This is a genomic window from Microbulbifer sp. ALW1 (assembly GCF_009903625.1).
Classification (GTDB): Bacteria; Pseudomonadota; Gammaproteobacteria; order Pseudomonadales; family Cellvibrionaceae; genus Microbulbifer.
Genome location: NZ_CP047569.1, coordinates 2,686,298 through 2,700,126 on the forward strand (window position 1 = coordinate 2,686,298; position 13,829 = coordinate 2,700,126).

13 protein-coding genes are annotated in these 13,829 nt (G+C 46.4%); 10 read left to right on the forward strand and 3 right to left on the reverse strand.

Features of this window, described 5'->3' with window-relative positions; all coding sequences use genetic code 11:
• The first annotated feature begins 2 nt into the window (after positions 1 to 2).
• The 10 genes from GRX76_RS11130 (at position 3) to GRX76_RS11175 (ending at position 11,290) form a co-directional block, all read left to right on the forward strand.
• On the forward strand, positions 3 to 659 hold the full coding sequence (locus GRX76_RS11130) for a hypothetical protein (protein ID WP_160153374.1): 657 nt from the start codon (positions 3 to 5) through the stop codon (positions 657 to 659).
• 134 nt (positions 660 to 793) lie between these two features.
• A complete protein-coding gene (locus GRX76_RS11135) occupies positions 794 to 1,948 on the forward strand; it encodes a hypothetical protein (RefSeq protein ID WP_160153375.1) in 1,155 nt (384 codons plus the stop codon).
• Positions 1,949 to 2,368: 420 nt separating this feature from the next.
• Positions 2,369 to 3,115 (forward strand): hypothetical protein, encoded by a 747-nt coding sequence (locus tag GRX76_RS11140; RefSeq protein WP_160153376.1) that lies wholly within the window; start codon positions 2,369 to 2,371, stop codon positions 3,113 to 3,115.
• Positions 3,105 to 3,515 (forward strand): flagellar hook assembly protein FlgD, encoded by a 411-nt coding sequence (locus GRX76_RS11145; RefSeq protein ID WP_160153377.1) that lies wholly within the window; start codon positions 3,105 to 3,107, stop codon positions 3,513 to 3,515. The genes GRX76_RS11140 and GRX76_RS11145 overlap by 11 nt, the downstream gene beginning before the upstream one ends.
• A gap of 8 nt (positions 3,516 to 3,523) precedes the next feature.
• Positions 3,524 to 4,699: a flagellar hook-basal body complex protein gene (locus GRX76_RS11150; protein WP_160153378.1), complete on the forward strand. Its 1,176-nt coding sequence runs from the start codon at positions 3,524 to 3,526 to the stop codon at positions 4,697 to 4,699.
• A gap of 6 nt (positions 4,700 to 4,705) precedes the next feature.
• On the forward strand, positions 4,706 to 5,398 hold the full coding sequence (locus tag GRX76_RS11155) for a hypothetical protein (RefSeq protein WP_160153379.1): 693 nt from the start codon (positions 4,706 to 4,708) through the stop codon (positions 5,396 to 5,398).
• Between the two features lies 1 nt (position 5,399).
• Positions 5,400 to 5,696: a FliM/FliN family flagellar motor switch protein gene (locus tag GRX76_RS11160; RefSeq protein WP_160153380.1), complete on the forward strand. Its 297-nt coding sequence runs from the start codon at positions 5,400 to 5,402 to the stop codon at positions 5,694 to 5,696.
• A gap of 18 nt (positions 5,697 to 5,714) precedes the next feature.
• A complete protein-coding gene (locus tag GRX76_RS11165; RefSeq protein WP_160153381.1) occupies positions 5,715 to 6,341 on the forward strand; it encodes a flagellar type III secretion system pore protein FliP in 627 nt (208 codons plus the stop codon).
• 10 nt (positions 6,342 to 6,351) lie between these two features.
• A complete protein-coding gene (locus GRX76_RS11170) occupies positions 6,352 to 6,924 on the forward strand; it encodes a hypothetical protein (RefSeq protein WP_160153382.1) in 573 nt (190 codons plus the stop codon).
• 919 nt (positions 6,925 to 7,843) lie between these two features.
• Positions 7,844 to 11,290: a cytochrome c peroxidase gene (locus GRX76_RS11175; protein ID WP_160153383.1), complete on the forward strand. Its 3,447-nt coding sequence runs from the start codon at positions 7,844 to 7,846 to the stop codon at positions 11,288 to 11,290.
• A gap of 214 nt (positions 11,291 to 11,504) precedes the next feature.
• Here GRX76_RS11175 and GRX76_RS11180 read toward each other — a convergent pair whose 3' ends face one another.
• From GRX76_RS11180 to GRX76_RS11185, 3 genes are all read right to left on the reverse strand, one after another.
• Positions 11,505 to 12,578 (reverse strand): alpha/beta fold hydrolase, encoded by a 1,074-nt coding sequence (locus tag GRX76_RS11180; protein WP_160153384.1) that lies wholly within the window; start codon positions 12,576 to 12,578, stop codon positions 11,505 to 11,507.
• A 60-nt stretch (positions 12,579 to 12,638) separates the two neighbouring features.
• Positions 12,639 to 12,764, reverse strand: a complete 126-nt coding sequence (locus GRX76_RS19395) for a hypothetical protein (RefSeq protein WP_255461800.1) — start codon at positions 12,762 to 12,764, stop codon at positions 12,639 to 12,641.
• A gap of 283 nt (positions 12,765 to 13,047) precedes the next feature.
• A complete protein-coding gene (locus GRX76_RS11185; RefSeq protein WP_160153385.1) occupies positions 13,048 to 13,737 on the reverse strand; it encodes a Crp/Fnr family transcriptional regulator in 690 nt (229 codons plus the stop codon).
• Between the last annotated feature and the right edge of the window lie 92 nt (positions 13,738 to 13,829).

A 13,829-nucleotide genomic window follows, 5' to 3' on the forward strand; every position in this document is an offset into this window, starting at 1 on the left:
ATATGGCAACACTCAAGCTACCAGTAAAGCAATCTCAAGAAACACAAAAAATTGTGGACGTGGAAACACCCCATCTGGATTCGGAACCAGCAGCTATTCCGGATGGATTGGTAACTAGAGATGAGTTAAATGCGGCTGAAAAAAAAGCCTATGAACTTGGCCTGGTAGACGGGAACGAGGCTGCCAGCCGTAAGGTTTCCGCAGAGCGTGAGGAGGTTGAAGTTCTTAGCGATGCGTTAAAGAGGCAAATCGCTACTCTGGATAAATCGACAAGCGCAATTTCAGGTCTTATTGACGAATTCAATCAAGGTCTTCTTGATGTAAACGGTAGTATCAAAGAAATTGCGAAGCAATTTGAGAATGATTTTGCACGTTACTTTCTATTTGATGAAGATCTCCTTGCGCAGCAAATCGCAAGGAAAGTCGAGAGTTTCTCTAGAGAGATGTCTTTGGTCGACTACCGGATCATTGCTGATCCCACTTTGAAAGAGTCGTTTAAGATGGACGAGTCTCTTGCTCATCACTTGCCAAAAATCGAAGTCGAGTCAGGTGCATGTAAGTTGGTCCTGATTGACAGCGAAGGTGAACTCTACTGGGATCCTGGGATGATTCGTGACTTGCTGATAAAACCAGCCGCTCCCGATTCAGACAGTAAGTAATGTTACAGCGTCAGATTTTGAGTTTTGACTCGTGTACTCCGCCAATTCTGTATCGGAAAGGGTACGTTGTTGGTGTGGATAGGAGCTCGATAATTATTGAAGGAATAGTCGGGCATATCGGTCAGGTTTGCTACGTGCGTGATTGTCTAGGGGCGTATATAGGTGCTGAGATTATAAGAAGTACGATTGATTCAACGATCCTTATGCCCCTAGGTCAGATTGCTGGTGTACTGCCAGGCTGCGTCGTCCTTAAGCCAGTGCAGCAGACAATCCGGTCATTACGTGAATCAATCGACGAATCGTATTTTCTGACAGCTCTGGGCGACCCTGTTGTGGGTTACCAGCGCAATAAGCCTGTTTTTGTTAGTTTGGAAGATGGTACGTACAGTCAGTTTAATGCTGAAGCTTTACCTGCAAGCGAGAAAGCTACTACAGGAATATCAGTTTTTGATGACTTTCTTCCTTTAGCTTATGGGCAGAAGACGGCAATCTTTTCCAAAGCGGGGCTCGGTAAAAGCTCACTCCTAAAAAAGCTAATAAACTCGGATGCATTTGATCATGTGGTATTTGCGTTAGTTGGAGAACGATCAAGAGAACTATTGTCTTTTGTTCGTAACTTAGACCCACGTCAATCAGCCAAGACTACTGTGGTTGGTGCTGCGGCTGCCGAACCAAGTATCCGAAAGGCGAGAGTTGTGGATACAGCCTTAGATGTTGCTCGAGAGTTACTTGCCAGCGGCAAAAAGATACTGCTTGTCGTTGATTCAATTACAAGGTATGCGGGAGCTCTAAGAGAGATAGGTGTCTCATCTGGTGAAATTCCTGGCAGGCAGGGAAACCCATTATCTGTTTTTAGTGGAGTTTCTGCCCTGTTGGAAAGTGCCTCAGTTTATGACAATGAATCGAGTTTAACGATCGTTGGTAGTGTGCTCCTGGAATCGGACTTTGAGGATCTGATTGCTGATTTTGTAAAGTCCGTTACCGATGGTCATGTGTTTCTATCAAGCAAGCTTGCGAATAAAGGAATTTTTCCAGCAATTGACTTGCTGACAAGTCAGTCGAGACTCTCTGAAGTAGTCTTCTCCGATGCAGAGAAGATAGCTGCTCAGTCTATTCGGAGTGCAGTTGCTGAGTTTGATGAGTTGGAAGATTACATCCGGTTCTCAGGCTATCGCTCTGGCGAGCAACAGTCGGTTGATAACGCTGTTGCGAATAGGAAATTCATAAACTCTTGGCTCCTCGGAGATGAAAAGTTTTCCGACCTCTTGGAGACTATTTCAAGTGCTTAGTTTTTATAAGTTGGCCAAATACCAGCGGTATAAAGCGCTTCGTAAAATCGTTGGGGAAGGACGCGTGCTTCGGGAGAGTAGCAGTAGGGTTGAGTCGCGGAAAAGGCATGTACAAGCAGAGTTGGAGAACCTTGATCGTACATTGAATAATACTGTTTCGTCAGGGATACCGCTTTATTTGCTGGATGAATACTTAAATAAAGTCCCAGTATACGCGGAGAACTCGGTGCGCTTGGAGACTGAATCGAAGCGTCTACTCTCCGAAGTCGAGCGAATCGAGTCGATGTCAGCTGCGGTTTCCTCACAAATTGATTTATTCGGTGAAATGGAGCGAAAACAAAGGCTTTTGGAAAAATTTTCCCTCGATCAATACCAGGATGACTTGATTCGGGACGAGTTGCGGAATAGGTCCAGTTAAAAATGGGTATTCACTCACTGTCAGATTTCACATTCCTGCCATATGGCGATGTTGAATTTCGTGAAGATCGTGCATCCAGTAATAGAGTGGATGGTCAGTCATTCGATCAGTTTCTGCTATCTGACGCTCAGAGTCATACTTCTTCAGAGAAAGACAATTCAATTTCGGAAATTGAATCTGCCGATAGTCTCGACACTCGCCAGCACGTAATTTTATTCTCAGGCAGTATTTATGAAGAGGTTTACTCCAGCGTTCAGAGCTGGCCTCGTCTATTGTCGTTCGCTACAGGAGTTGATGGCGTTTCTCTGAAATTTGGTAACTCAAGGGAAATTGGGGTTATGTCAATAACTGTAACAGAGTCAACGTCTTATGAGAAAGTCAATAGCCATGATGTGGTGAGGCTTCGCGACTTTCTGAATCCCTTTTGGGGTAAAGGCAATTCTGCGTCAGGGAATATAGTTGGCAGTAGTGCTTCTACGATTGAAAGTATAAATGCGCGTATTTCTCATGCTCCGCAAGCGACAAACCATAGCGTCACAACATGGTCAAACAGCTCATTACCTAATAGATCTATTCTGTTTTTGCTGATGAATGATATGGAAAACGAGGATAGTTGTTATTCAATATTTGTTCGGAATTACGGCGAGACACGTGAAAATAGTAGCTGGTTATTTGAAATGATTCCATCGAGCATGCTTAGAAACGCAAAAGTGCATTTTAACGGTGAGGCCTTAGATTATGTCCGTTGACGCAATTGGGAGTATCTTGGGGGGTGTCGAGACAGAATCGTCAAATTCCATCTCTCAAGAAGAGTTTCTTCGATTGTTTCTGGCGCAGCTTCAGTTTCAAGATCCCATGGAGCCGTTAGACAACAGCGAATTTTTGGCGCAATTGGCGCAATTCTCCAGTATTGAGCAGAACCGACAGAATGGTTTGCAGTTGGAAAATATTGCGAGACTAAATTCCAGCTATCAGGCCTCTGAATTACTAGGCCGGTCGGTGGAAGTCTCCTCTGAAAGCGGAAGTCTATTCGGATCCATCTCAGCTGTGTCGTTCGATGGAACTGGAACAACCTTTACCGTCAATTCCACGGATGGCAATGTCGTTTCGGGGCTTCGTCTTTCTCAAATACGTGTTATACGACAATAAGGTAAAATATGCTCCAGTCATTTTTTAATGGTTTGTCCGGAATGGTCGTGTTTTCGCAAGGTCTTAACACGATCAGTAATAATGTTGCAAATATGAATACCCCGGGCTTTAAAGCCGTAAACAATTTCTATCGCGCGCTTGGAGAGGATGGGCATGGAATTGGCGCGAAACTTTCCGGTGAGTATATGGATGAGTCGGCAGGGACAATCCGTGATACCGGCAGAGCCACTGATCTAGCGGTTATTGGTGAAGGCTATTTCATTGTTGAGAAAGATGGTCTCTATCAGTACACGCGGAATGGCCAGTTCGTGTTTGATGACGATGGATTCCTAAAGGATACCGTGTCTGATGGTTATGTAATGGGAGCTGGCCCGAGCGGTAATTTGTATCGCATCGACATTTCTACAATGAAAACCTTGCCACCGGAAGCTACTACTGCACTCAGTTTTTCTGGGAACCTTTCGACAGGTGATGATGAGCACGAAATCCCGGCGATTTCTGTCTTTAATAGCTTGGGTGAGGAGGTGACGTTTGGGCTTCGTTTTGTCAATAGTACGGCCACGAACCCTGGTGAGTGGTCTGTAGTCGTTGAGAGTGATTCTGGAATTCCTTTGTGGACAGGTCAGCTGAATTTTGGGTTAGATGGGTCGGTAAGTCCAGGTAGCGAATCATTGTCGATTACCATTCCTTCCGCTGAAAATGGCACTGCCGGTGTTGCACTAGATTTAACCCTGACGTTCGGCGTCCCCGGGGATTTCTCGGCGAGCACATCATTTGCAGGTGGAACAGTTTCAACACTTGGATCTGAGATTGTGGATGGTCGTGGTTCTGAGGGACTAGTGGCGGCAAGTTTTAACGACAAGGGGGCCCTTAATCTTCTTTATTCCAATGGAGATACGGAAGAGCCCTATACCATTGGTTTGGCATATTTCGACAACCCTCAAAATTTACGGCATATGGGAGATGGATTCTATGTGGCGAATACCTTGCAAGGTGTCAGTTATGGTCAACCGGATACTGGTATCTTCGGTTCGATTCAAGGAAATAGCATCGAATCATCAAATGTCGATTTGGTGCGCGAGTTTGCAGAAATGATTATTGCGCAGCGGGGCTATCAGGCGGCGTCTCACGTTATGGACGTAGCTAACACCATGATTGAAACACTGTATCAGTCTAAAGGTTGATGCCTGATGAGAGTTTTTAACGTGACTGGAGATTGCTCCGAGGTTTCAAAAGTATTCCCGAAGGTGGATGAGGTCTCTCGCTGGCTAAGCGAGTGGCTGGATTTGGATGCCAGATTTACTGCGGAATTTTTGGTGATCACACCTGCTGATTTGGGCGGTTGGTCTAGTTGGTATGCTGATGATGGGATAGTCCTAGTCTCTAATTCAATCCGAGAATTTGTAGATTTAGAATTGCGGAAGTTATCTGAAACCTGCGTTGGCTATGATTCGGAGTCAGTATATTCGATTGCCGAGAATATGCTGTTAAATTGCTTTGGCGTGGAATCAATTGAACGCATAGATGTGCTTCGGGAAGCTATTACGTCGTTTGACGTTTTAGTGTTTTCTTTCAATCTACCTAATGGTCAGATAGGTTCTATTGCATTTTCTGCGGCATGTGCATTCGGGCCGTTGAAGCTTGGCAAATTGGACCCCAGTCCTATTGAATGTTTCGCGCTGAAAAATAAAGTTGACTTAGAGGTGAAAAAGAAAGTTGATATCAATTTGCAATCGGTTAAATCAATTCGTCCAGGAGATGAAATTACCCTTGGGGCCTTGGAAAATTTCAGCTGGAGCTTAACAGTTCAATCTGAAGATGTTGGTCTGTCAGCATACCTTGGCAGGAATGGCGATAAGCGCGCAGTTGTAGTTGAGAATTGATATGAGTGAAGTTGTGTTAGAAGACATTTCCAACCTCGATGAGAGTGTGAAGGGAAAGGCAATATCTGGAAATTTTGACAAGATCCTAAACAATGTCCAAGTGGAGTTGGAGGTTGTAGTTGGCTCAGTAAAGGTTGAGTTAGGGAAGCTTGTCAATGGCAAAGTAGGTAATGTGATTACACTGGATCAGGCTATCGGAGACCCTGTTGTATTGAAGTGCGATGGTCTAGAAGTTGGGCGTGGTATTTTGGTGGCGAGCGGCGCTAATCTTGCAGTTAAAGTCATTGAAAGTGACTGATTTCGGGGTGATTTAGTAGTGGCTGAGCAATTTAGTTGGTTTACGATCTTGACATCGTTGACTTTTTTGCCATTTTTCCTTGTCGCAGTTACACCTTTTTTACGATTCATTATTGTGTTTTCGGCAATCCGTTATGCGCTTGGACTTCAGCAGAGCCCACCGAATATCGTCTTGATTGCTTTAGCAATATTCACAACTGTTGCTGTAATGGGTGATATACCGAACCAGATATATAGTAGCGTTCTTCTTCCATTGTCTGAGCAAGATATCACGATGAAAGCGGCCGCCGACGAAATTTCAAATGTGGCAAAAGGCTGGATGATACCTCGGGTATCCGGTGATGATTTGGAAGCAGTATATGCGATGTCTCAATCTGCGGTACCGGCTTCTGCCGAAGAAGTATCTATCACTAAGCTGATGCCTGCGTACATGTTAAGTGAACTGGCTTATGGTTTTAAAGCAGCTTTTTTTGTGATGGTACCGTTTTTGCTGGTTGACTTGGTTGTTTCAGGTGTGCTTATGTCGCTGGGTATGATCATGCTCCCACCAATTACAGTTTCAATGCCAATTAAGCTAATGCTATTTGTGCTTCTTGACGGCTGGTCTCTCATTACATTAAACCTGGCTCAGAGCACCTCAATCTAGGATTTTTATAATGAATAATCAAAAATTTGATTCAGAAGAGCTCCTGCATCTTGCCATTCATGCATCTCTGAATGGCCGTATCGACGATTCAATCATCAAGTTGAAGCAACTTCTCGAAGTTGATCCCGATCATTCCAATGCACACTTTTTGCTGGCAGCTGATTATGCGGAGATTAAGCTTTTTGATAAGTCAATTTTTCACTATCGCGAAGTTCTAAACTTGCGCCCGGAGATGTCGGTTGCTCGGATTCAGTTTGCTCTATTGCTGACCGCGCTAGACAATCTTGATGAGGCTGCACAGGTTTTGGAGTATTTCTCTGGACTGGAAGGTGATTCATATGAAAAGTACGTTCATGAAGGTCTGATTGCGTTACACCATGAACGAATGTTAGAGGCTAAGAGTGCACTACTGAAAGCTATCGAGATAAATGTAGATAATGCCGTACTAAATGATGATCTGAAAAAAATTATCGATGGGATCGAAGCAAATTTTGCTAGTGACGATTCCAATCAGATTGGTTCGGATCAAGGTCTCGTGAAAGGTAAGTCATTTTTACTATCTGCCTATGGAGAGAAAGACTAGTACTGGCTGAGATCTGATTGGCAATGCATTCCGAGTCTGAGCATCGTAGGCATGTCATATAGTTTGAAATAGATATCCCCAATGAGGGCAAACAGCGAACTTCACCTTCGTCTCGGACTTAGGCGGGAGGTTGGTGTGAAGCCGTTGGTGCACGATGCATGTATAGTTGCCTAGGTTTTTGATTTATTTAGCGTCAACGACGCCATATCATGCGCTACCTGGTCTTATTCAGTTTTTGAAAGGATGTATTATTGCTAGTTTTAAGGCCCGCTATTTTAGCGGGCTTTTTTTGTCTTCACTTTTTATTGTCAAGTCGATTTACGGTTTATAGTTTTCAGGGCGAGATAATCACTGGTTGGCTAAATTAAAATTCAATGATTCACAGCTAGATTAGTTCGTATTCTCCTTTAGTGCTGGTGTAACTTCGAAGTCTATATAGGCTGCAGCATGATATGGTCGAGAATTTCTGTACGGTATACAAGCTATACTCTATTGTTGGTGAGTTTATACTGGGATCGCTGAGTTAAATTTGCTGGCTCAGGTGCTTTTTTTAGCTTATATGGTTGCTTGCAGTTACTGAGTCAGGGGCTCGGTTATTTATAGCGAGTCAGGGTAAATCGTAAATTATGTATTTTACCTAGAAAATTTCTTACTTTGATGTACTTTTATGCTGAGACTGATTTTACTTGGTTGAAGTATAATTTTTTAGCTCCGAATTAAAATAACGTGCTATTAATGTTTCAAGGTTGATTTTTTGAGGTTTGGTATTCCGTTAAATGGGAATGCAGTGTAATAGCGTGTAATTGATTTTGATTGTTTCACACTCGAATTGATTTTGATTTAAGAGTAATATCTTAGGTGCGGCTTTGTTTTGAATCGATACACTGCCCATTTATTGATAATGAAATAGGAAGTTTCAGTGAAATATAAGACGTTATGTGGTTTATGGTGGTTAATCTTAGGTGTAACTTATCCATTCGCGCAAAGTCAGGCTGCGTATCTATTGCCTGAGAAGCAGGTTTGCACCATTCCAGATGGAACCAACCGATGTGGTATAGATATTCGTTTCGGCAATGAGTCGGGTAACACTCAGCAGTGTCTATTTATCAAGGCATCCCAGAAGTTGGTTGCATGTTCTACTGGGCAAAAGCGTGTTACCTACGATTTTGTCTATAAAACACCGGTGACACTTGAGTTGCGTTCGGGTAGCTCTTCGTATGGTGCTTCTGTTCTTCAGGAAAGTATTACCTTGCTTGGTTTGGAAAGTCGTGCTCTTCCCGGTAATGCAGTTTTGGAAAGTGTCAAGCTCGATTATCTAAAAAAATCTGACAAGGCATTTGTGACATCTACCTGGGATGGGCGGGTCAACTTTGCCGCGCAGGTTATCGGAGGAGGTAAATATGCATGGGTAGCATATGCATTGCGCGCGGATAATATAAAAGCGGGCGCCGATGGATCTGTTAACTTTGGCGATTCGGAGCTCTTCGATAATGGATATGTTTTAGATTCGGAGAATTGCGGTGATAAAATTAATAAAGGTTACAAGCAGTTTATTTCTGGCTGGCCGGAGTCCTCATCGAACGATGAATGTGTCAATCCCCAAAAACTGGATACTGCGGATGGAAAAATCCACCTTGCAGTATTCCCGCATCCTTCTATCAAGAATAACCCATTTAGATCCGATTTTAACGGGAACTCGACTACAGACCCGAGCAGTAAGTATCAAACTTACCGACTGTATGGAATATTAGCGTCTACCCGCATCGGCGCAGATACCAGTGATAAGGTCTTAGCAAATAAGCGAGACACTGGAGATCTCCATCATATTCTTGGTAAATTTCAGGCGATAGTGGTAGTTGAAAACTCTGGTACCGCTACAGCTCAAGTTGTAAATACTAGAATCCTTGCGCCGGCAAAGGCACTGCGTACTAGTTCCGGTGGTTTTCTTTATGGATATGAGCCCAGTGTTACCTTGGACGGTGGGTTAATTCTATTTAGTGGGAATGATCGTCCCGGCGAAGTTGGCGGTAACGGCGGGCAGGTGATGTATACCTATAATAATAATGCCTTTAACTACACTGGATGGGCGCCACAAAAAAATCTGTCAGCCATGTACAAATCGGTAGGCGCAGGGCGCAGTGGCGGTCCGATTTCCGTGGGGGGGGTACCTTTCGATCAAATGTACCCTATAGCGAAAGCACCAATCAAAGACTATCGGGGTAGTGTATTGGATGAAAGCGTTCCAATACCTGCCGCTTACCCATGGGTTAGTTTTGATGGAGCCGATGCAATATTTAGCTCTATTCCGGGTTACTATGCTGCCGCGCGTCACGGCACCCATATAGTAGGTGAGCGCACTCACCATATTCTGACGCACATCGATGGTGATATGAATCTCACGCGAGGGAATCCGACGGATCGTTTTTATTTTAAGGACGTCAACCCTGCCGCATATTCCGAGCTTAAGGATCATTATGAAAATAAGCTACTATTGCCAAATTTTGGAAATGCGTCGCCTGGACTTAATGGTAGTGAGCAGGTTCTTTTTTCGCCGGTAGGATTATTCAATTCGAGTTGGCAACCTCTGTCGGACACATTGAATAAAGTGCTTCCGATTCACCCCGCACTAGATCAGTATGCGTTCTATACCGGTAGTGGGAAGCGGTATGTAGAAATTCCTTTGCTTGAAGATTTTGAGGACCTTCTGCTTTATTACCCGTTAAATGAGCCGGTGCTCTACGATGCATCCATCATTCGCAGTGGTGCAGATGACGAAGAAGCAAAGATTAATAAAGTGCGCTATGTGCCCGATGAGGTGGCGGACTATTCTGGTTTTCTTCAGCGTGGTTACTTAAACGGAGATGCGAAATTTCCTTTTGAATATTACGATGTTAAAAACCGCTGGGCCAATGATAAAGAGTTGAAAGACCGCCAAGAGGGCAAATTCGGCAATTCGGTGTTTTTCAAGCCAAGCGGATATATCCAATCTACATTGAAATCACAAGCCTACGATCAGCTGTATGACAAACAGGAATTTACGCAGGCTTTCTGGGTGAAAAAGGCGAGTAGTAATGGGCCAGTGGTTGATATTGAAGATACCCTGCTTGTTTGGCTCAATGGCTCGGCGATGGATTTTCGGGTGTATACCAGCAAATATCCGCTTTCCGCAGGTGGAAAGCGAGTTGTCGTTAACGGTGTAACAACGGCCAATGCCTGGAACCACTACGCGATCGTCTTTAAGAACGGCGCTCTGACCGTGTACGTAGATGGAGAAAAAGTGCACAGTGAAAGCGGTCTTGGAACAATGGCGAGTGGTAGTTCCCACCCGAACGGTCGAACAATGAAATTCGGACCGAGTGGAAGCTTGAGTACCAGTGTGCTGCAGATGGATGAAATCTATCTATACAGCGCTGCACTTGATGCTCAGGAAATCGCCAGGCTCGCATTAAAAAGGCGAAATAGCCCCGACTCTGGCATTGCAACGCCTACAGTATTCTCTGAGGAGGCACATTTTGCGCCGATGACTTCCGGAGATGATGCAAAGATCAAAGCACTGGGAAAAACTCTTTTCCAGTCTACCAAGTTGTCAATAGATCAGACTGTTAGTTGCCAGTCCTGTCACGTTCCTCAGTTTGCCTTTGCTGACGATAGCCCGGGCTCATTTGGTGTGAGTGGGCAGACGTCGAGAAACTCTCCCTCACTCATGAATTTGCTTTTTCAGAATGCGTTTTTCTGGGATGGTCGCGCACATTCACTCGAAGAGCAGGTTATGCATCCGATTCTCAATGCATCGGAAATGGGTTTCCACAATGATCCCTCTGCCCTCATTACACGCCTGACTAATGATAGTAACCTTAAAGCCCAGTTTACCGGGGCCTTTAATGGTCGCAATCCTAACTATACAGATTTAGCGTTGGCCCTATCGCGCTATGTGCGCGGCCTGATGGTGGAGCATGATGGTGCAGATGTCGCCTCTTTAACGGACTCCGAGCGAAGAGGGAAAGAAATCTTTTTTCACCATGGTAACTGTGTTGCCTGCCATACCTATCCGACGTTCACCGACGGAAGGTTGCATAATATAGATACCGGCACACTGGACGATAGCGGTGCTTACCTTTCAACTGCGAGAGAATCTGATCAAGGTAGCTTCAAAACACCGTCGCTTTTGAATGTGGCCGATTCGGCGCCTTACTTCCATGATGGTCGTTTCGCCACATTAGAAGAGGTGGTTGAGCATTATAACCAAGGCGGGTCTAAGCCGTTCGCGCAGTCCCCACACCTGCGTCCGTTGGGCCTGAATTCTTCGAAAAAAGCTGACTTGGTGAACTACTTGAAGTCATTGCATGGCAATATTGTAGAGCATTAACCTCTATTCAGGTGTAATACGGGGACGCACTGCGGTAGTTATACTGCAGTGAGTCTCTTGTTTTCCGTGATGTTTTAATCGAGGGCATACCCTATTGATACTACGTAAGTAGTTGAAACGGCGTTCTAATTAGTGTTGTTTCGGCATTTAATACTAGTGTGGGTGACCTGGGAGCACTTCAATAGCACCCGAGGCGAGTTCTTCCAACTCTTTGTTAGTTCACCTCGGAATCTTCAGGCAGCCGCTCAGCCAGAAAATCATTGAGCGCAGCCGTATAGCGCTCAATATCCTCAAACTGCGGCACATGCCCAATTCCTTCCAGCTCCACCAGTTTTGCATCCGGAATAACTTCTGCGGTCAATTTTCCGAGGCGGTCGTAGCGGCCGAGTTGTGGGCGGATGGATTCTGGTGCGCGGTTGCGGCCAATGGCGGTGCGGTCGTGGGTGCCGATGATCAGTAGGGTAGGCGCTTTCAGGTCCCCGAACTCATACAGTACGGGCTGGGTGAAGACCATATCGGAGGTGCGGGCATCGATTTCGGCGATCAGGTCGGCATCCGGGCCAATAGTCCAGCCAGCCTGAATGGTCAGCAGCGGATTGTATACCGCTTTCCATTTGCCATCGAAGTAGGCGGCGGTCATATAGCGTCTTACGATCTCGGGTGTCTGCTGTTTCTCCTGGGCAATGGCCTGGTCGATGGGCTGGTAGGGGGTGGTACGTTTCCAGTCCTCAAGGCCAATGGGATTGACCAGTACCAGCTTTTCCACCGCGTCCGGATACATCAGTGCAAACCGGGTGGCGAGCATGCCGCCCATGGAGTGTCCAGCAACGGAGACTTCTGCGATATCGAGTTTGTCCAGGAGCGCTTTGGTGTGGTCCGCCAGCGCCTGAAAGGTGAACTGAAACCCCGCCGGCTTGCTCGATTTGCCAAAGCCGATCTGATCCGGTGCGATAACCCGATAGCCTTGTTGTGTCAGGTTTTCGATAGTGCTTTGCCAATAGGCTCCGGAGAAGTTCTTGCCGTGCAGTAGCAGTACGGTTTTGCCGTTGGCATCTGTGGTCGGTGCCACATCCATATAGGCCATTTGTATGGGTTGCTGCTGGGCGGTGAGCTCGAGAGTTTTTACCGGGTAGGGGTATTTCATCGTGCTCAGGAGAGCGTCTTGCGGTGCTAGTGAGATCTCATCAGCAATGCCGTGGGAAAATGGCACGAAGGCTAGAGAGAGTGCTAACAGAGCCTTGATAGCCAGATTGTTAGCCCCTGGCTTTCTCAATTTCTTGTACGGCATAAACACCTCTTTCTCCTTGTCATTTTTTGTCACACGTATTCGTTAAATTTCAACGCGCTTCTACTCGGTTGCAATGCGCAACATCTTGATATGCGGAATCCCACCTTCGCCATCGGTATCAAACACGCTGACGGGCATCACCACTTCCTTCGCAGAATCCCAATGGAAGTCGTCGACCTTGCACAATGACTTCTGCTGTCAATTTGCCAAGGCGGTCGTAGCGGCCGAGTTGTGGGCGAATGAATTCTGGAGCGCGGTTGCGGCCAATGGCGGTGCGGTCGCGCGGAGGTGCGAATTGTCGTCAGCGGAAATTTACGCAGGGTCTACTCAATACCCAGCCGCATCAGCTCTCTTCCGATTTGGATGACACGCGTACTTTTGCGCGTTAACACGCGGCCTATGGCGGGCTCGGCATACTTGTTGCCCGGCAGAATCAGATGCGGTTGGGCGAGGAGGGCAGGCTCAAAAATCAGTGCACACTCGCCATCTCTTCCATCTGCTCGCGATCAAGGATCTTGATACGATGGGCGCTGGCGATTTCGATAATGCCCATGCCGGAGAGCTTGGCCAGTGCCCGGCTGACGGTTTCGATGGTGAGGCCCAGGTAGTCGGCAATATCCTGACGGCTCATCACGAGATCAATCTCGGTCTTGGTGATGCCGCACTGGCGCCGCTGGATCTGGTCGAGCAGGAAGCAGACGCGCTCGTGGGCTTTCTTCTGGCCCATGGCGAAGAGGTGGTCCATGGCTTGAGCCAGCACGTTGCCGCCCATCATGCGCGCATTGCTTTTCAGTAGCGGGTACTGGTCGATGATTTCGAGGAGCGCGCGGCGCGGGAACATCTGTAGTTCGGTCGTGTTCAGGCAAACGACGCTGTACTCAAACTCATCGGTATTGGTAAAGCCAATATAGTCGCCGGAATAGGCGAAGGAGATGACCTGACGACGGCCTGCGCGGGACAGCCGCTCGATCATCAGGATGCCGGAGACCACTACGTATACGTTCTGGGCGGTGCTGTTCTGATGGATCAGGTACTCACCGCCGGAGGCCCGGCGGCGCTGGCAGATCTGGGTTAGTCGACCAAGCTCTTCGTGTCCAAGTCCACGGAACATCTTGGAGTGGAAAAAGGTTTCAGGACTCTTCAGAGCGGTGGCTGTCACGTCATTTGCCTTGCTTATTGAAATGATTATGCCCAGATCTTATTGCCTATGACGCACGCTGTCTACGAAGAAATTTTGTACGAATAAGTACG